Annotated in this window: 22 protein-coding genes; 7 read left to right on the top strand and 15 right to left on the bottom strand. The window is 70.6% G+C overall.

The features are described from left to right. Nucleotides 1–382: 382 nt before the first annotated feature. The 6 genes from D457_RS0108100 to D457_RS0108120 all read right to left on the bottom strand — a co-directional run bounded on the left by D457_RS0108100 (nucleotide 383) and on the right by D457_RS0108120 (nucleotide 6,003). Nucleotides 383–1,165 (bottom strand): septal ring lytic transglycosylase RlpA family protein, encoded by a 783-nt coding sequence (locus D457_RS0108100; RefSeq protein ID WP_017580148.1) that lies wholly within the window; start codon nucleotides 1,163–1,165, stop codon nucleotides 383–385. Between the two features lie 216 nt (nucleotides 1,166–1,381). Further along, nucleotides 1,382–2,623, bottom strand: a complete 1,242-nt coding sequence (locus tag D457_RS0108105; protein ID WP_017580149.1) for a protein-tyrosine phosphatase family protein — start codon at nucleotides 2,621–2,623, stop codon at nucleotides 1,382–1,384. Between the two features lie 271 nt (nucleotides 2,624–2,894). Further along, on the bottom strand, nucleotides 2,895–3,125 hold the full coding sequence (locus D457_RS32105; RefSeq protein WP_017580150.1) for an N-acetyltransferase: 231 nt from the start codon (nucleotides 3,123–3,125) through the stop codon (nucleotides 2,895–2,897). Between the two features lie 117 nt (nucleotides 3,126–3,242). Next, nucleotides 3,243–4,703: a hypothetical protein gene (locus D457_RS0108115; protein ID WP_017580151.1), complete on the bottom strand. Its 1,461-nt coding sequence runs from the start codon at nucleotides 4,701–4,703 to the stop codon at nucleotides 3,243–3,245. A 306-nt stretch (nucleotides 4,704–5,009) separates the two neighbouring features. Then, nucleotides 5,010–5,192, bottom strand: coding sequence for a DUF397 domain-containing protein (locus tag D457_RS34560; protein ID WP_083926696.1), 183 nt, complete (start codon nucleotides 5,190–5,192; stop codon nucleotides 5,010–5,012). Then, nucleotides 5,185–6,003 (bottom strand): helix-turn-helix domain-containing protein, encoded by an 819-nt coding sequence (locus D457_RS0108120; protein ID WP_017580152.1) that lies wholly within the window; start codon nucleotides 6,001–6,003, stop codon nucleotides 5,185–5,187. The genes D457_RS34560 and D457_RS0108120 overlap by 8 nt, the downstream gene beginning before the upstream one ends. Nucleotides 6,004–6,148: 145 nt before the next feature. Between D457_RS0108120 and D457_RS35670 the strand changes: the two genes are divergently transcribed. Then, nucleotides 6,149–6,430: a hypothetical protein gene (locus D457_RS35670; protein WP_152514176.1), complete on the top strand. Its 282-nt coding sequence runs from the start codon at nucleotides 6,149–6,151 to the stop codon at nucleotides 6,428–6,430. 34 nt (nucleotides 6,431–6,464) lie between these two features. Further along, nucleotides 6,465–6,677, top strand: coding sequence for a hypothetical protein (locus D457_RS0108130; protein WP_152514177.1), 213 nt, complete (start codon nucleotides 6,465–6,467; stop codon nucleotides 6,675–6,677). Between the two features lie 333 nt (nucleotides 6,678–7,010). Here the strand turns inward: D457_RS0108130 and D457_RS0108135 are convergent, their stop codons facing one another. From D457_RS0108135 to nirB, 4 genes are read right to left on the bottom strand one after another with little or no spacing between them, the layout of a single operon-like run. After that, the gene (locus D457_RS0108135; RefSeq protein ID WP_017580155.1) at nucleotides 7,011–7,706 is read right to left on the bottom strand and encodes a sirohydrochlorin chelatase; all 696 of its coding nucleotides are present in this window, start codon (nucleotides 7,704–7,706) and stop codon (nucleotides 7,011–7,013) included. Then, nucleotides 7,700–8,848, bottom strand: a complete 1,149-nt coding sequence (locus tag D457_RS0108140) for a uroporphyrinogen-III synthase (protein WP_017580156.1) — start codon at nucleotides 8,846–8,848, stop codon at nucleotides 7,700–7,702. Before D457_RS0108140 ends, D457_RS0108135 begins: the two co-directional genes overlap by 7 nt. Next, entirely contained in the window at nucleotides 8,845–9,285 is a 441-nt protein-coding gene (gene nirD, locus D457_RS0108145) for a nitrite reductase small subunit NirD (protein WP_017580157.1), read from the bottom strand. The genes D457_RS0108140 and nirD overlap by 4 nt, the downstream gene beginning before the upstream one ends. After that, nucleotides 9,282–11,789, bottom strand: a complete 2,508-nt coding sequence (gene nirB / locus D457_RS0108150) for a nitrite reductase large subunit NirB (protein ID WP_017580158.1) — start codon at nucleotides 11,787–11,789, stop codon at nucleotides 9,282–9,284. The genes nirD and nirB overlap by 4 nt, the downstream gene beginning before the upstream one ends. Nucleotides 11,790–12,071: 282 nt before the next feature. Here nirB and D457_RS0108155 point away from each other — a divergent pair, with 282 nt between their 5' ends. Further along, nucleotides 12,072–12,974: an ADP-ribosylglycohydrolase family protein gene (locus D457_RS0108155; RefSeq protein WP_017580159.1), complete on the top strand. Its 903-nt coding sequence runs from the start codon at nucleotides 12,072–12,074 to the stop codon at nucleotides 12,972–12,974. 62 nt (nucleotides 12,975–13,036) lie between these two features. Here D457_RS0108155 and D457_RS36635 read toward each other — a convergent pair whose 3' ends face one another. After that, the gene (locus D457_RS36635) at nucleotides 13,037–13,837 is read right to left on the bottom strand and encodes a hypothetical protein (protein WP_193374464.1); all 801 of its coding nucleotides are present in this window, start codon (nucleotides 13,835–13,837) and stop codon (nucleotides 13,037–13,039) included. 336 nt (nucleotides 13,838–14,173) lie between these two features. On the opposite strand from D457_RS36635, the gene D457_RS0108165 reads away from it, so the two are divergent. Then, a complete protein-coding gene (locus tag D457_RS0108165; RefSeq protein ID WP_017580161.1) occupies nucleotides 14,174–14,653 on the top strand; it encodes a DUF6194 family protein in 480 nt (159 codons plus the stop codon). 114 nt (nucleotides 14,654–14,767) lie between these two features. Here D457_RS0108165 and D457_RS0108170 read toward each other — a convergent pair whose 3' ends face one another. Further along, nucleotides 14,768–15,166 carry a winged helix-turn-helix transcriptional regulator gene (locus D457_RS0108170; RefSeq protein WP_017580162.1) on the bottom strand — a complete coding sequence of 133 codons (399 nt, stop codon included), beginning with the start codon at nucleotides 15,164–15,166 and terminating at the stop codon, nucleotides 14,768–14,770. A 273-nt stretch (nucleotides 15,167–15,439) separates the two neighbouring features. On the opposite strand from D457_RS0108170, the gene D457_RS0108175 reads away from it, so the two are divergent. Continuing rightward, nucleotides 15,440–16,078, top strand: a complete 639-nt coding sequence (locus D457_RS0108175; RefSeq protein ID WP_017580163.1) for a DsbA family oxidoreductase — start codon at nucleotides 15,440–15,442, stop codon at nucleotides 16,076–16,078. Nucleotides 16,079–16,310: 232 nt separating this feature from the next. Continuing rightward, nucleotides 16,311–17,534, top strand: a complete 1,224-nt coding sequence (locus D457_RS32110; protein WP_239646042.1) for a hypothetical protein — start codon at nucleotides 16,311–16,313, stop codon at nucleotides 17,532–17,534. A 117-nt stretch (nucleotides 17,535–17,651) separates the two neighbouring features. Here D457_RS32110 and D457_RS0108185 read toward each other — a convergent pair whose 3' ends face one another. The 3 genes from D457_RS0108185 to D457_RS0108195 all read right to left on the bottom strand — a co-directional run bounded on the left by D457_RS0108185 (nucleotide 17,652) and on the right by D457_RS0108195 (nucleotide 24,390). Next, nucleotides 17,652–19,268 carry an OmpA family protein gene (locus D457_RS0108185; RefSeq protein WP_026116456.1) on the bottom strand — a complete coding sequence of 539 codons (1,617 nt, stop codon included), beginning with the start codon at nucleotides 19,266–19,268 and terminating at the stop codon, nucleotides 17,652–17,654. Between the two features lie 189 nt (nucleotides 19,269–19,457). Further along, nucleotides 19,458–21,221, bottom strand: coding sequence for a S8 family serine peptidase (locus D457_RS0108190; RefSeq protein WP_017580165.1), 1,764 nt, complete (start codon nucleotides 21,219–21,221; stop codon nucleotides 19,458–19,460). Nucleotides 21,222–21,432: 211 nt separating this feature from the next. Further along, on the bottom strand, nucleotides 21,433–24,390 hold the full coding sequence (locus D457_RS0108195; RefSeq protein WP_017580166.1) for a helix-turn-helix transcriptional regulator: 2,958 nt from the start codon (nucleotides 24,388–24,390) through the stop codon (nucleotides 21,433–21,435). Between the two features lie 231 nt (nucleotides 24,391–24,621). Between D457_RS0108195 and D457_RS0108200 the strand changes: the two genes are divergently transcribed. Beyond that, on the top strand, nucleotides 24,622–25,110 hold the full coding sequence (locus tag D457_RS0108200; protein ID WP_017580167.1) for an anthrone oxygenase family protein: 489 nt from the start codon (nucleotides 24,622–24,624) through the stop codon (nucleotides 25,108–25,110). Nucleotides 25,111–25,947: the final 837 nt, after the last annotated feature.

Consider the following 25,947-nt stretch of genomic DNA (forward strand, 5'->3'; position numbering starts at 1 on the left):
TGGTGGCCGCAGAGGCTGCTTGGCCTGTGGCGGTGGTGATGGGTGGGGATTGTGCCACGCCTGGGTGACGTGCGGGGGCTCACACACGCGGGTGGGTAGGGGCGGTGTGGGGTGCGGGTGTGGCCTTGGGGGTGGATTCTACGCGGGCCGTGCGGGCGAAGGTGGCCGGTCGGTGCAGGTGGGGCCGGGGTGCAGGCGCCAGGCGGGGTGTGTGTGGGTGGGCATGCCCGCGGAGGGGGTTGGCGGTGCCTCGTGGAACAGCGGGTGGGACACCCGGCGGTGTGCCGTCCGTGGACAGGGTGGTGGTGACATGTGGAGGAGACGACGACGCGCCCCGGGCCGGGTGGCCTGGGGCGCGTGCGGGTACGTCGTGTGCGGGTGGCTAGCCCACGACCTCCCAGGCGACGGTGCCCACACCGGCGCCGGTGCCGATGATCTCGTCGAAGGCAGCGGTGGACAGGTCCAGGCAACGACCGGCGATGAAGGGGCCGCGGTCGTTGATGCGTACCGTCACCGACTTGCCGTTGTTGGGGTTGGTCACCTTGACCATGGTGTTGAAAGGCAGCGTTTTGTGCGCGGCCGTCATGCCGTAAGTGTCGAAGGTTTCGCCGTTGGCGGTGGTGGCGCCGTGGAAGCCGTCGCCGTAGAAGGAGGCCTCACAGGTGCCGCCCTGGCCGGTGCCCTCGGAGGCGGCCGAGCCGCTGGAGGGGGCCTCGGATTCGGGCTCTTCCTCTTCCTCGGGTTCTTCGGGTTCCTCGCGGATGCCCGAGCCCGAGGCGGTCAGCGCCTGGGGAGCCGCGGCCTGGGAACGCTCCTCGGCGTCCTCGGTCGGCTCGGGGGCCTCCTCGATGTCCTCCACGCTCAGGGTCTGGGTCTGGGCCTGCGGGATCCCGGCGGCGCTGGTGGCGCTGTGCGGGTCGCCGCCCGAGACGATGACGGCCGCTGCCGCGGTGCCGCCCACGACCAGGGTCAAAGTGGCGGCCGAGGCCACGACCAGGGCGCGCTTTTTGCGCGAGCGTGAGCGCGCCGCGGCCTGGCGCGGGCCCACGGCGTGAGCGGCCTCGGTGGCCGCTTCGTACTCGGCTGCGTACTGGGCCTCGTGGTCGCCTTCGTACTGGGCCTGGGGGCCGTCAGCGGGTGGGATCTGGGGCTCGTGTTTGCCCACAGCACAGTCCTTTGAACGGGAACAGGGGCGTGGCGGTGGCCTCCCGGTGTTGTGCCGGGCAGGGCGTGGTGCGCCAGGTGGTGCGGGCCCCGTGAGAAGGGTGGGGCCGGGCGCGCCGGAGATGGGACCGCCGATGGCATCGCACGGGGTCTGAGCGCAGAGCCTAGGGGTAACGCGACAGTAACGGTACCGGAAAGTGCCGCTTTGTGTAACTTGTCACCCGCTGACCTTGACTTTGCGCAGCTCAGGGCGGCGCGGGGGAAGCCCTTGGGGGAACAGGGCCGCCTGCGGATCGGGGAGTTCCAGACCGCTGAGCTCGGCCACCGCCCTGGACAGGGTGGGGTTGTCCAGATGCCCGCCCATGGCGTGGATGAGCGTGCTCATGCTGGCCAGGGGCGGCGCTCCCAGGGCGGCGCTGGCATAGCGGGCGGCCACGGCCGGGGTGCGCGAGGCGCCCGCCCAGCAGTGCAGCAGCACCCGCTTGCCCTCCGCACGCAGACCCGCCACCGCCGCGGCGGCCTCGTCCAGGGTGAAGTGCAGGTTGGAGTTCTTGCCGGGGGTGTCGTGCAGCCACACCCGAACCCAGTCCGGTCCGGCCAGGTGGGGTGCGTCGCTGGGGTGGGTACGGCACAGCGAGACGGCCGCGTCCACACTGGCCGGGTGGGTGCGCAGGTAGTCCAGGTTTCCGAGCAGCACCTGGGGGTCCAACGGGTGGGGTACGGCGAAGGGCGGCAGTCGCTGCTCGGGCCGCTCCCGGATGGGTCGCTGGGGCCACCGGTCGGGATGGGGGCCCTGCAACGCGACCAGGGCGGTGCTGGTCAGCGCGTGGGGGTCGGTGTGTTCGCTGAGCCTGCGCAGGGCCTGCAGGGGCAGGGCCGAGTACCCCCACCGTGCCCCGGCCAGGGCTCCGGTGTACATCGCGGCCAGGTCACCGCAGGCGTGGTAGCCCGACCAGACGGCCTCCACCAGGTGCGCGCAGGCGAAAGAGCTCTGGGCGGGATCGTGCGCGGGTTCGGGGGTGCGGGTCAGGGCCTGCCAGGAGGCGCCCAGGGGGTCGTCGTTGGTGGTGTGCTCCAGCTCGGGTTCGGTGGTGGGCGCAGCCCCGGTCGCCACCAGCGAGCCCAGCACCCGCACCCAGGCACGGTGCACCGGATCGCTCACACCGGCAGCGGGATCGTGGGCCGGGGTAGGGGGCGCGGTGGCGGCCGCGTTGGTCGTCGGGGCGCTGGCAGGGGTGGTGGTGAGAGCGGTGTGGGTCAGGGCGGCCAGCAGTGCGGCTTCGCCCCGAGCGTGCCGACTGGGGGCGGCCGGTGCGAGGGCGGCGGCGGTGAAGCGGCGGGCCAGAGCGGTGGGGGCGCCGACCAGGGCGGCGGCGGCCACCACACCCAGCAGGGCGCCGACGGCGCGGTCGTGGGTGGGCTCTTCGACAGGGCGCGAGGGGGTGGGTGCTGAGAGCACGGCTGTCCTCTATGAAGGGGGTGAGACCGGGTGGGGACGGGGCCGACCGGAGCGGGGCCGGGCCGGGCCCACCGGTGGTCTTCCCAACAGAGGTGGATTTTGCCCGCTGATGGCTGATTGTTGCCGATTGTGGCCATACATGTGCACTCGGCGGTCTCAGCGGGCACCGCTCGCCCGTCACGCCCCTTCGGTCAAGCGCTCTGGCACTCTGGGCAGGACAGGAACCCCACGTGCTGGGGTACGGGCAGTGTCCACCGGCCCGCTGGGTCCCCTACGGCAAGGGTTTCTCGTATCGGGTGACCGGGTGCCAGGTGGAATCCGGGCCGAAAGTGACCTGCCCGCGCGGGTGGTAGCGGCGTTGTTCGTCGTAGGCGCGCAGGCGGTGGTTGGTGGACACGCAGTCCAGGCGCACCGAGGTGTGGTGGTGGGCGCTGGCCTTGCTCTCGACCCAGGCCAGCAGGTGAGCGCCCAGGCCCCGGCCGAAGGCGGATCTGTCGACCATGTTCCTGTGTCCGTTGCCCTCAAACGGGTGTGTACACCTGATTTCCACCCGGCCACCGGGCTGGCGGGGGCGCTTGGAGGCATGCTGAGGTGGGCGCAAACGGAGCTTCCCCCGATATCAAGAAGACACCAAAACTCGCCCGTGCCGCCACGGTGGGCGGGCAGGGCTGTGGATAACTGGCTCTCCTGAGGGGGCGTCGGGGGTGGTGGGCTTGGGGGCCTGCTTGATCCGCTCCCGGGCCCAGGCAGCCAGGGGTCGGGCGTTGGGTGCCGGCTTCGAGCCGGCGGGAAGCCACAGGCCGCCCTTGAGGACCGGCTCCTCGGCAGGGGTGCGCCCCGTGCCGTTCAGGGAGGCAGCCATCTGCACCAACGTCTGCGGGTCCAAAGAGGGATCCTCGGGCAGAGCGACTTGCGGGGGCTGTGGCAGCAACGCGTCCTGGGGTGGGGCGTTGAGTTCCGCTACGGGTTCGGGCAGGAGCTGGCCGGGCTCCGAACGGCAGCGTCGACCGCAGATCGAGCAGGTGCCACCCGGGACGTTGCGCGTGTTCTTGTGCTCGGGGCAGGTGCCGGTGGCCTTGCCCTGGTCGTCCACCGGGAACTGCTTGGGCTGGGTATCTGGAGAGTCCTCACCCGGCACCGGCCATGACGGGGTGGGCAGGCTTGATCCGTGGATGCCTCGGCCCAGAGTGCCGTTGAGGTAGCGATGCGCGGCGCTCATGTCGCACAGCCGCCGCATCAGCGCCGGGAAGGGACGCCGCAACCGCTCCCTCCCCCACAGCAGTGACCGCACCTCGGCTTCGCCCAGCCCCTGGCGCAGGAGTTTCTCCACCGCCAGCGCCAACTGCTCCCGGTCCGCCACCGGGTTGGCCAGAAATATGTTGGGGATTCGATCAATAATCCCGAAGAGGCCACCCCTGGGCTTTTGTCGGTTTTGCTCTCCTGTGCTTGAGGTGCCACGGACGGAATTATCCACCTCGGTATGAGAAAAGTCCCCAGGGAAAGAGTCTGTAGACCAATCTGAACTGGGGGCCCGACCAATATGAGCTGGGGTGCTGGTGCGCTTCAACGAGGGCCTATTGTGCGCATTGAGAGGCTCCTCCCCCAGCTTGGTGCGGCAGGCGTTGATGTCTTCGAGCACCAACTCGGGGTAGTCCTCGGCCGGGACGAGAAGCTCCAGCACACACGGCAGCTGATAGACAGAGCGGCCGCGCTTGATGTCCTCGGCGAAGAAATCGATGGTCTCCGAGCGCGTGAGCTTGCGAACGATACCCGCCTCGACCAAATCATCGATGCCGCGCTTGAGACTGCTGACGCTCAGCTTGCCGCAGCGTTGAGCCAGGTTCTCCAGCAAGAAGAAGCACCACCGGCCATCGGCGTCGACCGCCTTGGCGATGGCCATCAGCGCCGCCAGCGAGCGCAGCGAGGGAACCAGGCCCTGGATGAAGATCTCCTGGACCCAGATCGCCAGGATGAACCCGATCCCCTTGAACGCACCCTGGGGACGCTTGCGGGCCGGAGAAAACCCGATCGGATTCGGGGTTTGGGCTGCGCTGGAGAGGGCCGAGGCGTTAGACTCCATGACGAGTCGCCTTCCTGGTTGGTTCAGGGAGGTGGCAGAGTCGACAAACCTGTTTGTGCAGGCGTCGGCCACAACCCGACCAGGTGTTGTCAGCACCGGGTCGGGTTTTTTCTTGTTGTGGTCCAACCTAGCGAGGCGAACAAGAGTTCGCAGGGTTTTCTCTCAAATCCGCACACGCGAGAGATCCGAAGAACAACCCGCAAACCCAAAACGCGAAACTCGCCCCACTTGGCCCGTTTTGCGAAAGCTTCCTTTTCTCACAAAAAGGCCCTCCGTCAAAACGAAGGGCCGCCGGGGGATCTGAGGTCAACGGGCTTGGGAACGCACCCCGCCGAGCAGAGCCGCCCACTCCTGCGAAGCGAAGCTCAGATGCCCGGCATCACGGTTCTGGGTGTCCCGGACATCCGCACCAGCAGCGCCCTGCCGAGCCTCCACACAGTTGGCCCCACCGTCGGAGTAGGTGCTCTTGTGCCAGGTGGATTTACTCATCGTCCAACTTCCTAAGCTCCGCCTTCAGCCTCGTCAAGGTGGCTTCAGGCCCCATCGCCGCGCTCTGCAGGGCGGCGAACTGCATCCGCCAGTTCGCTGTCTCCGTGGTGTTGGTGACGAGCTGGCCCTCACGAGCGCTTTCGGCAAACATGACATCCGGGAGAGACTTCGTGGTGATCAGCTTAAAGGGACCAGAGGTCCCGGGGTGTGGGGGTGTGTCCATGGGGATCAGTTGCAAGGTGACCCTGCCACTCTCCACCAACCCAGTGACAAGCGACAGCTGTTCGCGCGTGGTTTCCGACCCGCCGTAGCGCCGGTACAGAAGTGCTTCGTCAGCGACCAACCACAGCCGCGGGTGCTCTGTATCCGTGAGCCGCTGCGCGCGCATCGCTCTGTCCCGAGCTCGAGAACCGACCTCATCTGCCGATAGCCACTGGGCGCCATATCTGATGAGGGCGTGTGCGTACGCCTCCGTCTGGAGATGGGCTGGCCACACGAGCACCAGGTACTCGTAGACGGCACTGGCCGCATCAATCAGCTCGGCGACTTCCCGCTTCCATGCCTCACGGCCATCGCCGGTCAGCTCTTCCCAGATCCGGGCCAGATGCCCCTTGCCCAACTCTCGGTCGAAGGCCTCTCGGAGCACTGGGGTGGGAACGGTGATACCCCGCTCAACTGCTGAAATGGTGCTTTTACTCGTATTCGCAGCGTGGGCGAGTGCGGTCTGGGTGAGTCCTGCGGCTTCCCGAAGGCCGCGCAGCTCACCGCCGTAGCGGACAGCGATCTCCTTTTCGAGGGGCATGACAGTCATGACAGCACACCTGACTGGACAGGCGCAGGGATTCCAACAGATTCCAGTCCTGTGCATTGCGTGACGGTACATGTACGCAGCACTTCACCTGCGACTTCCGGAACATGACACTGGAGTTCCAGCACACGGCCAGTCTGGAGTAGTTATGCCATCGCCCATACAACCCGGGACCGACACCTCCGAAATCGAACTCTGTGCGTTGCTCTCCGCACTGCGACGGCGAGGGCTGGCCCCACGAGAGGGCAGCACTCCCGGTTCGGTGACGGTGGAGTTCGGCTATCGGGCGGTCAGTGTGCGCCTGACGGACGACGGCTGGACGCGAGCTGTCTGCGGCCAACCCGAATCCTCCGCGATCGTCGCGCGCCGAGGCCACGAGGAAGGCCTGGCCCGACAGCTCGCCCGTGAGCTCCTGGACCGGCTCCCCTAGCCCACACACCGCTTCCACCCGAAGGAGACCATTGGTGAACACCCACGACCACGCCGCCCAGGCACCCACCTGCCAGGAGCAGGCCGACCTGCTCTTCGACGAACTCTCCTCCGTGCTGCGCCACCGACCGGAGGACCCCGACCAGGTCGCCCAGGCCCTGCGCGCCGCCGACCACGCCTTCGAGGCCCTCCACACCTGGATGCGCGCGGGCAACCCGCTCCCCCAGCCCTGGACCCGCGGTTCATGACAGGCACCACTCGCCCAGCCGGACCCACCGAAGCCCGCTGCTCCCCCGCCGCGGGCTTCCGGCATGGGAGTGCCCTGGGCCAAGCCCCACGCCTTGGCGCTGAAGCAGACAGCGCCCTACCCCGAAGGCTTTGCGACGAGTCCTGCCCGTGCAGACTCACGCACATCTGGCTTTGTCGGGATCTCGGGATCCCGGAAATCCTGACTGGCCGATAGCTCGCTCAGCCGAAGGTAGGTCCGCTCTGACGCCCTACGGGCTTGATGGGCCTGCGCAACCCTTTCCCCTTCGGGGGTGGTGACCCGCAGCGGATACACGCACCCGGTGAGGCCGCGCTCAGGGGTGGGCGGGCTGGGGAACAGCGGCGCGCAGGTAGCGGTCGGCCACCGCGTGGGCCACGGCCCGGTCCGGGCACAGGGGCGCGGCGACCACATCGGCGCCCGATTCCTTGAGTCGGTCGTGGAACAGGCCCGGGGCCAGCAGCCAGGTGGCCACGCTCACCCGCCGGTGGCCCGCCGCGCGCAGTTCGGCGACCCTGTCGGCCACGGTGGGGGTGCTGGTGGCTGCGTAGGCCAGGTGGACGGGCCCGCCCGTGCGTTGGGACAGGCGCTGGGCGGCCTGGTCGAGTTCGGCCTGGGCGTGGGGGTCGGAGGTGCCCGCGCACGCCAGGATCAGGGCGTCGCCACGCTGGTACCCGGCCTGGGTGAGGCGGCGTAGGGCGGTGGCCGGCAGGGCGGGGTGGTCGCCCAGGGCCGGGGTGATGACGGCGTCGGTGCGGCCCGCCTGGAGGAGTTGGTCGGGGATGTCGGTGCGCACGTGGTAGCCCGAGGCCAGGAAGGCGGGCACCACGACCAAGGGGCCCGGGGTTTGGGCGGCGACCTCGGTGACGTTGGGGTGGGTGACGTCGGCGAAGGCCAGGCGGGTGGGGCGGTGGGTCACCTCGGCCACGCGCAGGGCCAGGGAGTGGGCGATGGCGGTGCCGCGGGGTGAGCGGGTGCCGTGCAGGACCAGCAGCAGGGTGGGGTTCAGCATGGGTGGGTGTCCAGGGCCAGGCGGTAGCCGCGTTTGACGACCGTTTGGATGATCTTGGGGTCGCCCAGGGCGGTGCGCAGGCGGGCCACGGCCGTTTCGACGGCGTGGGCGTCGGCGTCCTCGCCCAGGCAGGTGAGCAGGTGGGCGCGGTCGCGGACCTGGCCGGGGCGGTGGGCCAGGGCGCGGATCAGGCGCATCAGGGTGGGCGAGAGGGTGTGGACGGTGCCGTCGACCAGGACGGCGTGGCCGCGCAGGCGTAGGCGGTGTCCGGCGACGTTGAGGGTGGGGAAGCGTGCGGGGAGTTCTTCGGTGAGTTTGCGGACCTGGGCGCCGATGCGGGCGCGTTCGGGCCACACGGTGGGGATGTCGTGGGCCATGAGGGGTCGTGCGGTGACCGGTCCCACGCACAGGCAGAGGACGTGGCCGCGCAGGGCGCCGATGAGGGCGTGTTGTTGGCCGGTGGTGTGGGCGCGGGCGAGGAGTCCGGCGGCGGCTGGGGCGCTGGTGAAGGTGACGGCGTCCACTGCTCCGGTGGTGACGGCCTCGATGAGGCGGTCCAGGGGTGCGGTTTGTTCGGGTTGGGTCCAGCGGTAGACGGGGACCTCGATGACTTCGGCTCCGGCCAGGCGTAGGGCGGCGGTGAAGTCGGGCAGGGGTTCGCCGTGGAGTTGGATGGCCACGCGCAGGCCTTGGACGCCGCGTTCGAGGAGGTAGTCCAGGACTTCAGCGGAGGATTCGGAGGGCGGGGACCATTCCTCGGTGAGTCCGGCGGCGCGGATGGCGCCTTTGGCTTTGGGGCCGCGGGCGAGCAGGCGTGAGGATTTCATGCTGGTCAGGAGGGGTTCGGCCATGCCCCAGGTTTCGCAGGCCTCGACCCAGCCGCGGAAGCCGATGCCGGTGGTGGCCACGACGACGTCGGCGGGGGTGCGGGTGAGTTGTTCGGAGACCGAGGCCAGGCGTTGGTCGTCGCTCAAGGGGACGATGCGCAGGGCGGGTGCGGCGATGACCTGGGCGCCCTTGCGGTGGAGCAGGGCGGTGAGTTCCTCGGCGCGGCGGGCGGCGGTGACGGCGACGGTGAACCCGGCCAGGGGTGCGGTGGTGGCCTCGCCGGTGGGCGGTGAGGCGGGCACGGCAGTGGTCATGGGGTCCCCTGTTCGGCGCGTGTGGTGCTCTGGGCGGGGTCGGAGGCGTTCTGGGTGGGGTGCGGGGTGGTGGCGATCTGTACGTTCTCGCCGTCCACGCGTACCGGCCAGGTGTTCAGGCGCACGTCGGGGGTGTCCAGGCTCTGGCCGGTGGTCAGGGAGAACACGTGCTTGAGCATGGGTGAGGCCACGGTGGGTTCTCCGGCGCGGTCGCCGACGATGCCGCGGGAGATGACGGTGGCGCCGGTGTGCGGGTCGAGGTTGTCCACGGCGTACAGGTGGTGGTCGCGGGTGGTGAAGAGGGCGACCTGGTGGCCGTCGGGTAGTAGGACGGCCAGGCCGATGCCGGGTTCGAGGCGGTGCTTGGGGCAGGCGTGGACCCAGCCGGTGGTGGTTTCGCTCGGCTCCTGGGTGGTGGTGTGGGTGAGGACGCTCATCGGGTGCTCTCCTTGCTGGTGCGGGGGGTGGGCATGCCCAGTGGGGTGGGTGCGCCGGGCACGGGCTGGTCGCGGGTGGTGGTGAAGCTGATGGTGGGGTCGGGGGTGGTGGGGGCGTTGGTGAAGGACTCGAAGCGGGCGAGCTTGTCGGGGTCGTTCAGCACGGCCGCCCATTCGTCGGTGTAGGAGTCCACGTGCTGGGCCATGGCCTCCTCCAGCTCCTGGGCGATGCCCAGGCTGTCGTTGACCACGACCTCGCGCAGGTGGTCCAGGCCGCCCTCCATGGCCTCGATCCAGGGGGCGGTGCGCTGGAGGCGGTCGGCGGTGCGGATGTAGAACATGAGGAAGCGGTCGATGTAGCGGATGAGGGTGTCCTCGTCCAGGTCGCCGGCGAGCAGCTGGGCGTGGCGGGGGGTGAAGCCGCCGTTGCCGCCCACGTAGAGGTTCCAGCCGGTCTCGGTGGCGATGATGCCGAAGTCCTTGCCGCGGGCCTCGGCGCATTCGCGGGCGCACCCGGAGACGGCGGACTTGAGTTTGTGGGGTGAGCGCAGGCCCCGGTAGCGCTCCTCCAGGCGGATGGCCAGTCCGACGGAGTCCTGGACGCCGTAGCGGCACCAGGTGGTGCCCACGCACGACTTCACGGTGCGCAGGGACTTTCCGTAGGCGTGGCCGGATTCGAACCCGGCCTCGACCAGGCGGGTCCAGATGGCGGGCAGTTGTTCCAGGCGGGCGCCGAACAGGTCGATGCGCTGGCCGCCGGTGATCTTGGTGTAGAGGTCGAAGTCGCGGGCGACCTCGCCGATCACGATGAGTTTGTCGGGGGTGATCTCGCCGCCGGGGATGCGCGGCACCACCGAGTAGGTGCCGTTGCGCTGCAGGTTGGCGAGGTAGCGGTCGTTGGTGTCCTGCAGGGTGGCGGTTTCGCCGTCCAGGATGTGGCCGCCGCCCAGGGAGGCCAGGATTGAGGCGACTGCGGGCTTGCAGATGTCGCAGCCGTGCCCGGTGCCGTGTGCGTCGATGAGTGCGGAGAAGGTCGTGGTGCCGGTGGCGCGGATGATCTCCAGCAGTTCGGTGCGCGACTGGGTGAAGTGTTCGCACAGGGCCTTGGACTGGGTGATGCCGGCCTGGGTGAGGATCTGCTTGAGCATGGGCACGCACGAGCCGCAGCTGGTGCCGGCCCGGGTGCAGGACTTGAGTTCGGCCACGTCGTGGGCGCCGCAGGCGATGGCCTCGCTGACTTCGCCCTTGGTGACGGCGTTGCACGAGCAGATCTGCGCGGAGTCGGGCAGGGCGTCGGCGCTGAGCCCTTCGCCGTCGGGGGTGATCAGGGCCAGGGGGTCGCCGGGCAGGGGTGAGCCGACCAGGGGGCGCAGGGTGGCGTAGGCGGAGGCGTCGCCGACCAGGATGCCGCCGAGCAGGGTGGTGGCGTCGTCGGAGAGTACGAGTTTGGCGTAGCGGCCGCTGGCGGCGTCGTTGACGACCACGTCCAGGGCGCCGGGGGTGTTGCCGTGGGCGTCGCCGAAGCTGGCCACGTCCACGCCCAGGAGTTTGAGTTTGGTGGAGGTGTCGGCGCCGGTGAAGGTGGCGGCTCCGCCGACCAGGCGGTCGGCTAGGACTTCGGCCATGGCGTTGCCGGGGGCGATGAGTCCGTAGACGGTGCCGCGGTGGTGGGCGGCTTCGCCGATGGCGTGGATGTGGGTGTCGTTGGTGGTGCAGGTGTCGTCGATGACGATGCCGCCGCGTTCGCCCACGGTGAGTCCGGCGTCGCGGGCCAGGTTGTCGCGGGGGCGGATGCCCACGGAGAAGACGACCATGTCGGCGTCCAGGTGGTTGCCGTCGGCCAGGGCCAGGCGGGCGGCGCGTCCGTCGGGGCCTGCTTGGACGGCGGTGGAGGCGGTGCCGGTGTGCACGCTCACGCCCAGGTCGGTGACCAGGTTCTGGAGTAGGGCTCCGGCGCCCTGGTCGATCTGGGCGGGCATCAGGTGGGGTGCGAGTTCGACGACGTGTGCGCTCACACCCAGCAGGCGCAGGGCGTTGGCCGCTTCGAGGCCGAGGAGGCCGCCGCCGATGACCACGCCGGTTTTGGCGTTCTCGGCGTCGGCGGTCAGGTCGTCCAGGTCCTCGATGGTGCGGTAGACGTGGCAGCCGGGCAGGTCGTGGCCGGGGATGGGGGGCACGAAGGGGGTGGATCCGGTGGCCAGGACCAGGCGGTCGTAGGGCAGGACGCGGCCGGAGGCGGTGGTGACGGTGCGCGCGGCGCGGTCGATGGCGGTGGCCTGTTCGGACACGTGCACGTCCACGCCGGGGCCGCGTAGGTCGCCCAGGGACAGGTCCTGGGCGCTGGCGCCGTCGAGGTAGGTGGACAGGGCGACGCGGTCGTAGGCGGTGCGGGGTTCCTCGCCCACCACGGTGATGTGCCAGTGGTGGGCGGTGTCGCGGTCGCGGAGGGCCTCGACGAGCCGGTGGCCGACCATGCCGTTGCCGATGACGACGAGTTCTTCCATGGGGCGGCTCCTCCTGCGGGCTGCGGGGTCGGACGCTTTTCAGGTAACCGGCAGGGTGTTACCCGTGAGTTGGGGGTAGGTGTCGGGGATGTTTCGTTGTGCTGTCACCGCAGGTGAAAAACGCGTGATCGGTGGGGGATGGCGTGGAGTGGGTGCCCGGTCTGTGGTGTCGAGGGGCCAAGAGGGTGGTGGTGAGGGTGGGTGGAGGGCTGGGAGGGTGCTCGCAGGCGGGGCCTGGGGGCATGGACAGTCGGGGTCGGGTTGTCCAGGATGGGAGGCGATATGCACACCATCGACATCGCGCGCCCGGTGCGCGCTCTTGCCTCCCTGTCCGCTCTGGCCGTGGGTGATGCCTTCGGCTCCCAGTTCTTCGTCCCTGACAACCGCCCTTTCCTGACCGGGCGGGAGCTGCCGCCCGGCCCGTGGCAGTGGACCGAGGACACCGAGATGGCGGCGTCGGTCTATGCCGAGGTCGTGCGCGGCGGGGCCGTGGACCCCGATCGCCTGGCGGCCTCCTTCGCCCGCCACCACGACTTCGACCGCGGGTACGGACCCGCGACCGGTCGGATGCTGCGGCTGGTGCGTGGGGGTGGTGACTGGCGGTCGTTGGCCTCGGAGCTGTTCGAGGGGTCGGGCTCCTTCGGTAACGGGGCGGCGATGCGGGTGGCTCCGTTGGGTGCCTGGTACGCCGAGGACCTGGACGAGGTGGTGGAGCAGGCCGCTGTGAGCGCGCGCGTCACTCACACCCATCCTGAGGCGGTGGACGGCGCCGTCGCGGTGGCGGTGGCCGCGGCCTTGGTGGCGCGGCGGGAGACGATGGGCGCCGGATCGTTCCTGGACCGGGTGGTGGAGTACCTGCCCCAGGGGCGGGTGCGTGAGGCGGTGCGTGATGCCCGGGCTTTGCTGATCACTTCCAACCCGCTGGGGGTGGCCGCGGAGCTGGGCAACGGGTCTGGGGTCAGCGCCCTGGACACGGTGCCCTTCGCGTTGTGGGCGGCGGCCCGGTACCGGTCGGGGCTGGCCGCGGCGTTGTGGGCCACGGTGGCCCCGGGCGGGGACATGGACACCACCTGCGCGATCGTGGCGGGCATCCTGGGGGCGGGCCTGCCCGAGGGGGCGATCCCCCGGGAGTGGTCCGGGCGCACCGAGGCACTGCCCGGCTGGGCGCTGGCCGCCGCCCCCTGATGATGTGCCTCGGCGCCCGCGCCTGGTGCGTGCGGGCGCCGAGGGTCAGGTGCTCGTGCCGGTCAGGTGTGCTGAGGGCCGGGCCTCGGTGGTGATGCCGGGCCCTGCGGGCCCGAGGGCGGGCCGTCCTGCGGTGGGTGGGGCGGTTGGCCCGGGTAGCCGCCCGGCGGGGGTGGCTGCTGTTGGCCCGGGTACGGGCCGGGGTAGGGGCCGGGGTACTGACCGGGCGGCGGGCCCTGGGTGGTGCGTTCGTTGGTGAGCTGTTGGCGGTGACGGCTCCGGCGTACCGCCGTGACGATGATCAGGATGATGCCGCTCACCACACCCAGGAACGGGATGAACAGCAGGGAGCCCAGAGCTCCGAGCACACCGGTGGCGATGTTGCCGGTGGTGTCGCCCGCGTAGGCGATTCCGAAGCGGACGCTGTCGGGGGCCTGACAGGTCAGGGTGTACTCGCCCGGTTCGGTCAGGTCGGCCATACCGACCATCGCCCAGGCACCGTCCTGTCCTTCCGTCTCGTGGTTGAAGGTGGGGTAGGCGAAGGTCAGGGTCTGGTCGTCGGGGCCGGTCAGAGCGCACGCGGTGTGGTCCACGTTCGGGGGTGAGCTGTACAGCAGCCACCCCGACTCGGGGTGTTCCTGGGCGTTGACCGTGAAGGTCGTGCTTTGGGTGCCCTGGGTGCGTGCGTCGAACTCGGGCAGGGCCAGGCCCCGCAGCAGTAGCACCACGAACAGCACGATGCCCAGGATGATCGAGAGCGGGATGAGTGCGCCGCCCACCCAGAACCAGACACGGGAGGGGCGCAGTTCACGAGGGTCTACTTGGGGTGGTGGCCCGTAGGGGCCTGGGTATGGTGCGGCCATGCGGTGAGTGTCGCACGGCCCGATGACCAGGACACGCATCCTTGGCGCAGGTTTGGATGTGTGTTGTCCAACCTTGTGCCCTCAGGCGGTGGGTTCGGCGGCCCGGGTGGGGTGTTCGGCAGGGCCGGGGCCTGGCCCCGGGTGTGGAACGGGTCGCGGTGGTGGCCCTGGTGTTCCTGGGGTCGTTGGTTGAGTGCTCGGGTGGGATTTGAGGGTTGCTGTTCGAGAAAGCGCACCCACGGGGATCTTCTCGGATGAAGTCTCACAAAGCAGTTCAATGACACACTTGAAGCAGGGGTGAGCGGGACGGACACCCGAATGCTTCGAGGGGGCGTGATGACCGAGGACGAGATCATCCACTTCGTGGCCGGGCTGGGCCAGGTGGACGTGATGACCGCGAGCCGGGAGAGCGGGGCGCCCGAGATCGCCTGGGGCGACTCCTTCTTCCTGTACGACCCTGACGGGCGGGCGCGTGAGCGCGGTGGCTTCACCCCGTTCGCGACCCTGGTGACCAAGGACTACCCGGATTTCGACAGCGACTCCGACCTTGATCGGCCCGGGGTGTTCCGGGTCAACATCGCGGTGGGCCGCGCCCTGTTCGAGGAGGTGGTGGGCCACACTCCGGCGGCGCACGCCGAGCACCGTGAGGGCTTCGACTTCACCGAGCCGGACCGTCTCCTGCCGCACCCGGCCTACGCCGCTCAAGGGTGGCTGGCGGTGCTCAACCCGGGCCCGCGGACCTCGGGGCGTGTACGTGAGCTGCTGTGCCTGGCCAAGGAGCGTGCCGCCGCCCGCCACCGCCCCCAGGAGCAGTAAAGCCCTCACCCGGATTCGGGCTCAGTGGTGGGCGGGAGTAGGAACACGGCCTCCGGTGTTGCACCGGGGGTCGTGCCGTGGTCGCCGTGGGCGCGCTGTGTGTCCGGGGCGGGCTCAGCCCTGTTCGGGGCGGTCGTGGCGTTCCCGGGCGGCGCGGATGTCGTCGCGGTGGTCGTTGGCCCAGCGGTCCAGGGCGGTGAGCGGCTCCAGCAGGGTGTGCCCGAGTCCGGTCAGCGTGTAGTCCACTCGCGGCGGGACGCTGGCGTGCACGGTGCGCTCGACCAGGCCGTCCCGGACCAGGGCGCGCAGGGTCAGGGTGAGCATGCGCTGGCTGATGCCGTCGATGGCGCGGTCCAGCTCGCTGTAGCGGTGGGTGCGCTGGCCGAGCATGACGATGATGAGCACGCTCCACTTGTCCCCGACCCGGTCCAGGACCTCGCGGACCGGGCAGTCCTGGGGGTTCTCGGTGAGCTTGCGTTCGGTCAGGGGAACATGGGTGTTCGTTGCGGACATGAAAGTTCCTCCTTGTGGCGGGCCTTTCCTACCTACATACTCACTGATAATAGGGTTACGCACAATATGTATGTAAGGGTCGGTGGTGAGCGTGAGCGGCTCGGAGCCGGACAGAGCGCGGGATGCGGAACCGCGGACGGTGCCCGCACCTGAGGGCGGTCCTGAGGCGAGCGGGGGCCAGGAGTCCCTGCCCGCGGTCAGGGGCCTGGTGGCGTTGGGATCCGAGGGCGCACCCGCGTGCTCGGACGGAATCTGCTTGTGAGGGGAACGGCAGTGCAGATCGAAGTGTGGTCCGACATCGTGTGCCCGTGGTGCTACATCGGCAAGCGGCGTCTGGAGAAGGCCCTGGCGAGCTTCGAGCACGCCGACGAGGTTGAACTCGTCTGGCGCAGCTTCCAGCTCGACCCCACCTTCCCCCGGGGGGTTCGCGAGCCGGTTTATGACTCCCTGGCCAAGAAGATGAACGCCACCCCCGACCAGGTCAGGCAGATGACCGACCAGGTCAAGCAGGTGGCGGCGCAGGAGGGGCTGCACTACGAGTTCGAGAACGCCGTCATGGTCAACACCTTCGACGCCCACCGGCTCACCCACCTGGCCAAGGAAAAGGGGCTGGGCGACCAGGCCCATGAGCGCCTGATGCGCGCCCAGCTGGTGCAGGCCCGCGTCCTGGACGACGTGGACACCCTGGTGGAGCTGGCCGAGGAGATCGGCCTGGACACCGAGGAGGCCCGCACCGTCCTGACCGGTGACGCCTACACCGCCGAGGTCCAAAGCGACATCCGCACCGCCCAGCAGCTGGGCGCCACCGGGGTGCCGTTCTTCGTGATGGACCGGGCCTTCGGTGTCTCGGGGGCCCAACCGCTCGAGGTCTTCACCGCGGCCCTGGAGAAGGCCTACGCCCAGAAGGCCTGACCGCCCAGGGGATGACCAGCGAGTCTGGCAGACCCGGGAACCGACTCAGGGACCGGCCTTGCACCGTGTGCGGGCGCCGGTCCCTTTCGTGTGCCCGGAGGACTCGGGGCGGGCCCGGTTCCCCCTTGCGGGGGAGGCCGAGGGGGCCGAACCACCCCTGTTGGGGAGGTACCCGGCGGTCTCCGGAACCAGGGTGGAGGTGAAGGTTCGCCCACCCGTGAAGGAGCCACTCATGTCCGCCCCGCGCAGTACCGACCCGACCGGTTCCACTCCAGCTGCTGGACAGTCCGCTACCGCCGCTGCTGGTACTGGAGCGGCGGGTTCCGACCCGCGTCCCGCTCCCCGCGACCACTCCCCCGGTACCCGTCACCCGCCCGCCTCGTCCCTGCCCTACGGGGCCGCGCTGGCCTGGTCGGCCGCGGCCCTGGGCATGGCGTTGGGCTGGCTGACCGGGGTGGTACCCCCGGGGCTGTCCGAGGCCAGCGCCTTCGGGGCCCTGCTCACCACTGACCACCTGGGGGTGGCTGCCTCAGCCACCTTCCTGGTGGGCGCCCTGGGAGTGGTGATCGCCCTGCTCCTGCCGCGCTCTCGCGCGCCGCGCCTGCTGGAGGTGTCGGCCTGGACCGTGTTCGCCGTACTGCTGCTGGCCTATATCGATTCCACCCTGCTGGTGTGGTTGGGTTACGGCCTGGCCATGCCGGTGCTGGTGTGGGTCGAACCGGCCCTGGGGGTGGACTACGTCGCCCTGACCCTGTCCGCGCCCCTGCTCCAGACGCTGTACTTCACCGCGGGAGCGGGGATCTGGGCGTGGGCGTCGCTGACCCACCGCAGGCGGCGACTCGACGGATGCGCACGGTGCGGACGCACCACAGCCTGGACCCCCGACACCGAACGCGCGCTGCGGGGGCGGGCGCTGCGCACGGGCAGGATCGCGGTGGGCGGTGCCTTCGCCCTGGCCCTGTTCTACCCGGCACTGCGGTTGCCGTGGCTGTTCGGATACTCCATGGGGATGGCGGAGGAGGCTTTCGCCGCGGTCTCCTCGGACCCGACCGCGATGATGATCGGGCTGGGACTGGGGGCGGCCGGTGTGCTGGGCGCCGTGCTCATGCTGGGTCTGGTCCAGGGGTGGGGTGTGCGCTTTCCCCGGTGGATGGTGGGGCTGTCCGGTCGCCGGGTGCCGGTGACCTTGGCCGTGCTGCCCGCGACGCTGGTGGCGATGGCCCTGGTGGGGATGGGGCGCAGCGTTCTGGTGCAGTTCTGGCAGCTGGGCGGGGTCGAACCCGGAATGGGTTCGCACGCGGTGGCCTTCGGCGCGATGCCGCTGTGGGGTGCGGCCCTGGCGGTGGCGACCGCGGCCTACGCGGTGCGCCGCCGCGCCGAGTGCGCAGTGTGTGAGCGGGGCCTGCCCGAGGCCTGGCCGGTGGCGGCGCCTCCCCTCCTGCCCCCGAGGCGCTGACCTGCTGCCCGACACCGCTCCGGCGCGAGACGAAGGCGGCGCCCGCTCCCCCGCAGGGGAAGGGGCGCCGCCCTTGTTCTGCCGCGTGTTGGCTCTACCGGACGGGAGCTGTGGGAGCTACTGGACGGGGACCCCGGGGATCTCGCCGAAGGCACCCGCGTACAGGGTCATCTCCTCAACCTCCGGGCCGGGGGCGGGGAAGACCGACAGCGCCAGGTACTCCTCGCCCGGGGAGAGGGTGAAGATCTCGTCGGCGAAGTCCTCGTACTCGCCTTCGCCGTCGCGGATGCGGATCACGTAGCGGATCAGGCCGTTGCCCGGCTCCTCCAGGCGGAAACCGCCCATGGTGCCCTCGGTGTACTGCTGGGGGCTGCCGGGCAGGGAGGCCTCGTCGCCCTCCAGGTCGGCTTCGAGGTCGGACAGGGTGGAGTTCTGGAAGCCCACCATCTGGAACAGGTAGGCGCCGTCGCGCACCATCGGGTAGACGTTCAGGTCCAGGTCCTCATGGGTGACCGTGGTGAACGGGTCCAGTTCCTCGAAGTAGGGCGCGGGCGGCCCCACGTGGCGCTTGGCCGCGTCCAGGCCCGAGTCGCCCTCCTCGGAGTCGGTGTCGGCCATGGGGACCTCGTACTGGAACTCCACGCGGCGGTTGCGGGCGCGGGCCTCCTCGTCGTCGTTCCTGCCCTCCTCGGCGACCGGTTCGTCGCTGCCCCGGCCCTCGGTGGTCAGGGTGAAGTCCGCGCCCAGCTCCTCCTCCAGCAGATCGCGTACGGCCTCGGCGCGCTCTTGGGACAGGTCCTGGTTGTAGTCGTCCGCGCCCTTGCCGTCGGTGTGGCCGATGATGGTGATCTCGGTGCCCTCGCCGAGGTTCTCCCGCATGGACTGGGCCGCCTCCTGGATGGTGTCCACGGCTTCGTCGGTGGGGTCGGACTCGTCGAACTCGAACATGTTGTCCGCGTGCAGGGCGATGATCTCCTCGTCGCCCGCGCGGGTGGTGGAGGCGGTGGGGCTGTCCACGAAGCTCTCCATGGACATGACGAACCCGTCGGTCTCCAAGCCCGGCTCCGGCGGGGTCTCGGGGTAGACGATCTCGTCCTCGGGCAGGTCCCGGATGATCACCCAGGTTTCGGGGTCGATGTAGTCGTGGATGTCGGGTTCGGGCAACGGGGTGAACTCGTCGACGTAGCTGACCGGGATGCCGGGCACGTGGCCCGCGGTGGCGCCGGTCAGGGTCAGGAACTCCACGTCCTCGCTGGGGGCGGGGAAGTACCGGCGGATGGGCTGGGGCAGGGTCTCGTGGATGGGGCCCAGGTCGCTGCCCTCGATGAAGTAGGTGCCGTAGGGCTCGCCGTGCTCTTCGCTGGTGATGGGTTCCAGTACCTCGCCGGAGACGGGGTCGACCAGGCGCAGGGGCGCGCTGGCGAACTTGAGTTCCTCGCCGGTGATGAACTCCAGGATGTTGAGGCTGAGGTCGAGCATCAGGTATTCGCCGTTGTGCTCGAGGGTGTCGATGGTCATCTCGACGGCGACGTCGTTGCCGCCCTCGACGAACATGCGGCCCGTGCGTACGAAGGGGAGTTCGATGTCCTCGGCGGAGACCTCCTCCACGTTCTCTCCCGTGGGGCTCTCCTCCTCGCCCTCTGCGGAGGTCAGGTCGCGGATGAGGCCGCAGGAGCTGAGGGCCATGCTCAGCGCGAGGACCGCGCTGGTCACGCCAAGGGCTCGTTGGGACATGGTCGGGGGACTCCCTCGTGGTGGTGCCGTGCTCCGGCTGGGGTGCCGGGATGGTTCGTCAGCGGCTCAGACGCCTGGCGTGGCCGGCTGGTTCGGGGAGTTTACCGGTGGCAGGGGTGCGGCCCCCGCGCCGAGGGGGTCGGGCGGGGGCCGCTGGGGATGTGTGGTGGTGGCTATCTGCGGGTGGTGCTACAGCCTGACGGTCTTGCTGAGCGAGCCGGTCGCGCCGGTCTCGTCGGTGACGGTCAGGGTGATGGTGTAGGTGCCCGGTCCGGAGTAGAAGTGCCAGGCACTGGAGCCGCTGGCGGTACCGCCGTCACCGAAGTCCCACCGGTAGGAGGTGATGGGGGCGTCCCCGGCGCTGGAGCCGGAGGCGTCCACCTCGCAGAAGTAGAAGAACGAGTAGCAGTAGCCGCTGAAGTCGGCGGTGGGCGCGACGTGGTCGGGGGCGCCCACGGAGATCTCGGCCTGGGCGGAGTCGGTGCGGCCCTCGTCGTCGGTGACGGTCAGGGTGACGGTGTAGTCGCCTTCGGTGGCGTAGGTGTGCTCGGTGGTGGTGCCGGTGTCACCGTTGCCGTCGCCGAACTCCCAGGCCCAGTCGGTGACCTCACCGGCGCTGCCGGAGCCGTCGAAGGAGCAGGTCAGGGTGGTGTCGTCGCAGGAGTGGGCGAGTGAGGCGACCGGGCCCTGGGGCGGGGTGGTCTCACCGTCGGCGGGGAAGACGTCGGGGTCGCCCACGTCGAGCAGGGGCTCGTGGATGCCGTCGCCGGAGGTGTCGTTCCAGTCGTAGTTGCCTGCGCTGGTCAGGGTGTCGTAGATGGCCAGGACACCGGCGCGGTCGGTGGGCTTGGCGTCGCCGACCGCGAGCAGGGCCAGGCCGCCGGCCGCGTGCGGGGCGGCCATGGACGTGCCGCTCATGGTGCCGTACCCGCCGCCGGGCATGGTGGAGGTGATGCAGGAGCCGGGGGCGGCGATGTCGATGGTGGCGCCGAAGTTGGAGAACGTGGACAGGGTGTCGTCCTGGTCGGCGCGGCAGGTGAGCGGGCCGCCGATACCGCCGGGGGCGCCGTCGGAGTCGGCCATGGAGGAGACGGTGAGCACGTCGGGGTGGTTGGCCGGGAAGAAGTTGGCCGCGTCGCGTGCGCTGTTGCCCGCGGCCACGGCGTAGGCGACGCCCTCGGCGACGGAGTTGGTGATGGCCTGGGTCAGGGCCTGGTCGGTGCAGCCCTGGCAGCCCAGGCTCATGTTGGCCACGCCGATCTGGCCGGCGTTGGCGGTGACGTAGTCCACGCCCGCGGCGATTCCGGCGAGGGTGCCGCTGCCTCCTGCGGTCAGGACCTGCACGTTCCACACGTCGGCGCCGGGGGCCACACCCACCACGCCCAGGTCGTTGTCGATGGCGGCGGCGCTGCCGGCGACGTGCGTGCCGTGGCCGTTGCCGTCGGTGGCGCTGTTGGGCACACAGGTGCCGCTGGTGCAGTTGACCGAGTCCACTACGTTCAGGTCGGGGTGGTTGCCGTCGACCCCGGTGTCTAGGACGGCGATGGCCACGTCGGGGACGTAGTTCTCTTGGCCGTCGATCTGGAGGTTGGGGTTGTCGGGGGCGAAGACCCGGGCGATGCCGTTGGGGATGTCCTGGTCGAAGGCTTCGACGACCTGGTCCTCCTGGACGTAGGCCACGTCGCTGTCTTGGAGCAGTTCGGCGGCGTCAGCGGCGGTCATGTCCGCGGCGTAGCCGGTCAGGGCGTGCTCGTACACGCCCAGGGGGTCGTCTCCGTGGCGTTCGGCGACGGTTTCGGGGTCGGCGCTCTCGTCCAGGACGACGATGTAGGTGCGCTCGGCGGGGTCGGCGGTGTTGAGGAAGGAGGGGAGGTCGGGGTCGGCTGCGGCGGGGCTTACGGCCAGGATCGGCAGTAAGGCCGCGGCGGCGATCACTGCACCGAACTTGCGCATGTGTGCGGGGACCCTTCTGTAGCGGGGGACTACGGGGGATTGTGGAAGGGTGGCCACCCGAGAGTCATGATGTGTCGCTCGGTGGAGCCAGGCAATACGTAGTCACTACGTAGTTCGGCCCGCGGGTGGCGACTACGTAGTGCCGCAGAGGGTGGTCCAGGGGCCGAGGGTGCGCTGGGGCTCAAGGGTGCGTGCGGGTTCTGGGCCGTTTTCAGCGCTCGGTGGGCGGGGTCAGGTCGCGGCGTGAGCGCAGGCCGAGTTTGGCCAGGGCGTTGGCCACGTGGGTCTCCACGGTGCGCGGGGACAGGTGCAGGAGTGCGGCGATCTCGCGGTTGGTGTGTCCGCGCCCGGCCAGGGCGGTGATCTCGTTCTCGCGGGGTGAGAGGCGCTCGTTGCCCGAACCCCCGGTTCTGGCCGGGGGCGGGTTGACGCCGTGCTCGCGCAGCAGGCGGCGCACGCGGGCGGCGTCCCAGGTCGCGCCGAGTTCGGTGTACTGCTCCAGGGCGGCCTGGAGTGCGGTCACCCCCAGCCCGGGGCCCTGGCCGTTGGCGGCGGCCAGGTGGGTGTGGGCGGAGGCCTCGCGGGCCTGGGCGGCGTCGTAGGGGCGGGGCATGTCCCGGTAGGCGGCTTCGGCCTCGGTGTACAGGTGCAGGGCGCGGTCGTGTTGGCCGTTGTGGTGGGCCAGGGCGGCTTCGAGGCGGATGAGGGCGGCCTGGGCGGCCGGTGCGCTGGTGCCTCGCAGTCCGGCGCGGAAGCGGGTGCTCAGGTCTTGGGCCACGGCGCGTCTTCGGCACAGCAGGAGGGCCTCGATGCCCGGTACCAGGTCGGCGGCCCAGACCCAGATGCCCTTGCTGGCCACAAGGGAGACCAGGCCTTCCACCCGCTGCCAGGCGGCGTTGGCGTCGCCTTGGGCCAGGGCCATGCGGGCCAGTAGTCCGGCGGCGAAGGCGCGCACGGGCACGGTGTAGTCAGGGGTCGCGTGGTCGGCAGGCGTGTGGTCGGGGGGTATGCGGTTGGTCGCGGTGCCGGTAGGGCCGGTGTGGTTGATGTGTCCGGCACGGTCGGTGGGGCTGTGGTGGGTGGTGGTGTGCCCGGGGTTGGCGGGGCCGGGCAGGATCCGGTCCAGGTGGGTGCGTGTGGTGGCCGGGTCGCCGTGGGCCAGGGCCAGGGCGGCGCGCACCACGGCGAGTTCGGCGGTGACCGAGTGCAGGTGGGCCAGTCGCCCCGAGCGCAGGTCGTGTTCGGTGCGTTCGGCCAGGTCGGACCAGTGGCCGCGGTTCCAGTCCAGGATCAGGTACAGCACCCGCGCGCTCTCGCGGATGTAGGGGTCGCAGGCGCCGGTGACATCGGCCAGGTGGCGGTCGGCCCGGTCGTAGTGGCCCAGGATGACGGCGGCGTCGGCCAGGTTCAGTGAGGCGCGGGAGAACTCGCGGCGCCGGGCCAGGGCCTGGGGGTTGCTGTGGGGCGGGGTGTGGTCGGGGCGGGGCAGGGCCACGTCCCAGGCGGCGGGGTCGCCGATCTGGGCGAGCAGGGTGGCCTGGTTGACGCGCACGGTCTGGTCCACCGCGGGGTCCTGGCTGCGCTGGGCGGCCTGGACTGCCTGTTCCATCCAGCGTCGGTGGGTGGCCACTGAGTCGGGGGTGGAGCGGGGCACGGCCAGGGCGCACATGACGCGGGCGGCCAGGGCGGGTCGGGAGGAGAGTTCGGCGGCGGCGCGGACGAGCTCGCCGCGGGCGGAGCGGTTGCGGGAGGCCTGGTTGAGCAGGAGCAGGCCCAGTTCCATGCGTAGTTCGCCGCGTTCGGCCGAGCACAGGCCGGGGGTGTCCAGGACGTCGCGCAGCAGGGCGATGGTGTGTTCGGCGGAGATGCCGGTCAGGGCGGCCCGGCCGAGTTTGAGTGCCAGGTCGCAGCGGCGGCGCGGGGGTAGGGAGCGGCGGGTGAGGGCGTCGCGCAGCAGGGCGACGGCGGTGGTGTCCTCGCCGCGGGCCAGGGCCTGGTCCGCGGCGAGTTCGGCGTGGTTGGTCCAGGCGTCCAACAGTCCGGCCTCGCGGGCGTGGTGGGCCATGCGGGCGTGCGGCGGTTGGGTCTGTTCGCCCAGGACCTGGAGGGCGGCACGGTGCAGCCGGCGGCGTTTGTCGCGGGGCAGGGAGGTGTAGCAGATCTGGCGCAGCAGCGGGGTGTGGGGTTCCAGGGTGGCCGGGCCCAGGGAGCGCAGCAGGCCGCGTCGGTGGGCTCGGGCCAGGGCCTTTTCGGCGCGGGCGGTGGGCAGGGCGGCCACGCGGGCCAGCTGGGTGTCGGTGGCGGGCTGGTCCAGGACGCAGGCGGCGCGGACCAGGCGGCGGGTGCTGCGGTCCACCGAGCGCAGGCGGTCCAGGAACCAGTCGCGCAGGGGTGCGGAGATCGGCGGGGTGGCGGGCACAGCCGGCTTGCCCGGGGTGTCGGGGAGCTGGGCCAGGTGGTGCAGGGTTTCCACCACGGCCAGGGGAAGGCCGCCGGTCCAGGCGTGCAGGTGCTCGGCGTCCTCACGGGAGACCTCGGTGGTGAGCAGGCGTTGGGCCAGGGAGTGGACGTGTTCGGGTGGCAGGGGGCCCAGGGTGAGTTCGTGGTGCTCGGTGCCGGGCGGGGTGCGGGCGGCCAGTGCGGCCACGGGGAAGGCGCGCGGGAGTTCCTCTGCGCGGTAGGTCAGGACCAGGGTGAGGTTGGCGGGTAGCCGGGGCGTCAGGTAGGTGAGCAGGTCACGGGTGGCCGGGTCGATCCACTGCACGTCCTCCAGGACCAGGGTGGTGGGTCCCAGGGCGCTCAGGAGCTCGGTCAGGGCGCGGTAGGTGCGGTGGTGTTCGGCGGCCGGGTCCCCCGGGGGCGGAGGTGGGGGCAGCAGGTCGCCGTGCTCGGGCATCAGCAGGGCCAGGGTGCCGCACAGCGGGCTGAGCCCGGCCGGGAGCCGGGTGTGGCGCAGGGCCTCGATGAGGGGTGCGTAGGGGAAGGGATCGGTGCGGGGCGGGCAGTGTCCGGTCAGTACGGTGCTGTCGGTGGCCTCGTGCAGTTCCTGGACCAGGCGGGTCTTGCCTGTTCCGGCCGTCCCTGACAACAGGACGATGGTGCCTGGAACCGCTGCCGCGTGCAGCTGCCGTCGTTCCGTGTCACGCCCGACGAGTGGGGGGAAGCACACGCAGTCACGGTATAGGCACGGTGGGCTTCGCGGTAGAGGGAGAGGAGTTATGTATCGGCTTCGTTGGTGGCCGGTTTCGGACGGGCCGTTCAACGGGTCGTCGGTCGGGCGTCGACGGTGTCGTATGCGCGGCGGACTTCGGCGCATGGCGCCCGCGCCCCGGTGGTGCTTCGATGGGATGCATGAGGTGCCACGTGGGTGGCACGGCCGAGGAAGGGCGGGCACGTTCCGATGACGGAGGTGGTGTTCGGGGTCGTACCGGTGTTGGCCGCCGTGCTGGCCGGACTGTTCGCGGGGCTGTTCCTGGCCTTTTCGATGGCGGTGATGCCCGGGCTGGCACGCGCCGGTGACCGGACGATGGTCGAGGCCATGCGGGGGATGAACACCGCCATCCTCAACCCCTTGTTCGCCCTGGTGTTCGTGGGTGCTCCGGTGGCGGCGCTGGGTTCGACAGCACTGTTCTTCGCGGCCGGAGCGTCCGCCTCTACGGTGTGGTCGGGGGCGGCGCTGGTACTGATGGTGGCCACGGTGGTGGTCACCTTCGCGGTGAACGTGCCCCGCAACAACGCCTTGGAGCGGGCTGGCGCTCCGGCACGGATCCAGGATCCGGCGGCGGTGCGCGCCGCCTTCGAGCCGGTGTGGGTGCGGTGGAACCACCTGCGTTCGCTGGCCTCGGTGGCGGCTCTGGTCTGCGCGGTGGTGGCCCTGGTCACCGGCTGACCCCGGAGGCGCACAAAGGGGCCCTGTCTGTTCGCGGACGCGGTGACATGAGCGCACACGAACGTGCATGAGTGAGTACGTCGCCCCGTTCCAGCCGAAGACAGGTGAGCAGGTGACAGCTGGTGGGTGATAGGTGCCCCGACCAGAGCCGACCGGCTCCGCTCCGTCCTGCATCGTTGGGAGGAGTTTTCCGGCTTCCCCTGCTTCCCCTCCAGAGCTCCTGCGCTGTGTGCGGTTCTGGTTTCTGTTCGGGTGCGGGGTTCCCCCGTTTCCCGCCGCGTAAGTGTGGCCGTCTTCGCTGCGCGCGCCAAGGTCGTACGTCCTCGCTTCGCTGCGGGCGCTTCCACCTTGACCCGCTTCGCTGCGACGGCGGTGGGCGGCTGTCGGGAAACGGGGGAGGAGTGGTCCGGGGTGGTGGACGGGCCCCGAAGGGGCCCGAAAGGGGCCAACTACCAACCCCTCGGCCTCCGGCCGGTGCCTTCCCCAGCCCTGCGCCCAACGCCTGGCCGTGTCGCGGCCGGTCACGCGCCCGGAGGGAAAAGCGGCGGCGAAGGAGGGAGCGCCCCAGCCCTGCGCCCAACGCCTGGCCGTGTCGCGGCCGGTCACGCGCCCGGAGGGAAAAGCGGCGGCGAAGGAGGGAGCGCCCCAGCCCTGCGCCCAACGCCTGGCCGTGTCGCGGCCGGTCACGCGCCCGGAGGGAAAAGCGGCGGCGAAGGAGGGAGCGCCCCAGCCCTGCGCCCAACGCCTGGCCGTGTCGCGGCCGGTCACGCGCCCGGAGGGAAAAGCGGCGGCGAAGGAGGGAGCGCCCCAGCCCTGCGCCCAACGCCTGGCCGTGTC

Origin of the sequence: Nocardiopsis valliformis DSM 45023 (assembly GCF_000340985.1) — a bacterium.
Taxonomy (GTDB): domain Bacteria; phylum Actinomycetota; class Actinomycetes; order Streptosporangiales; family Streptosporangiaceae; genus Nocardiopsis; species Nocardiopsis exhalans.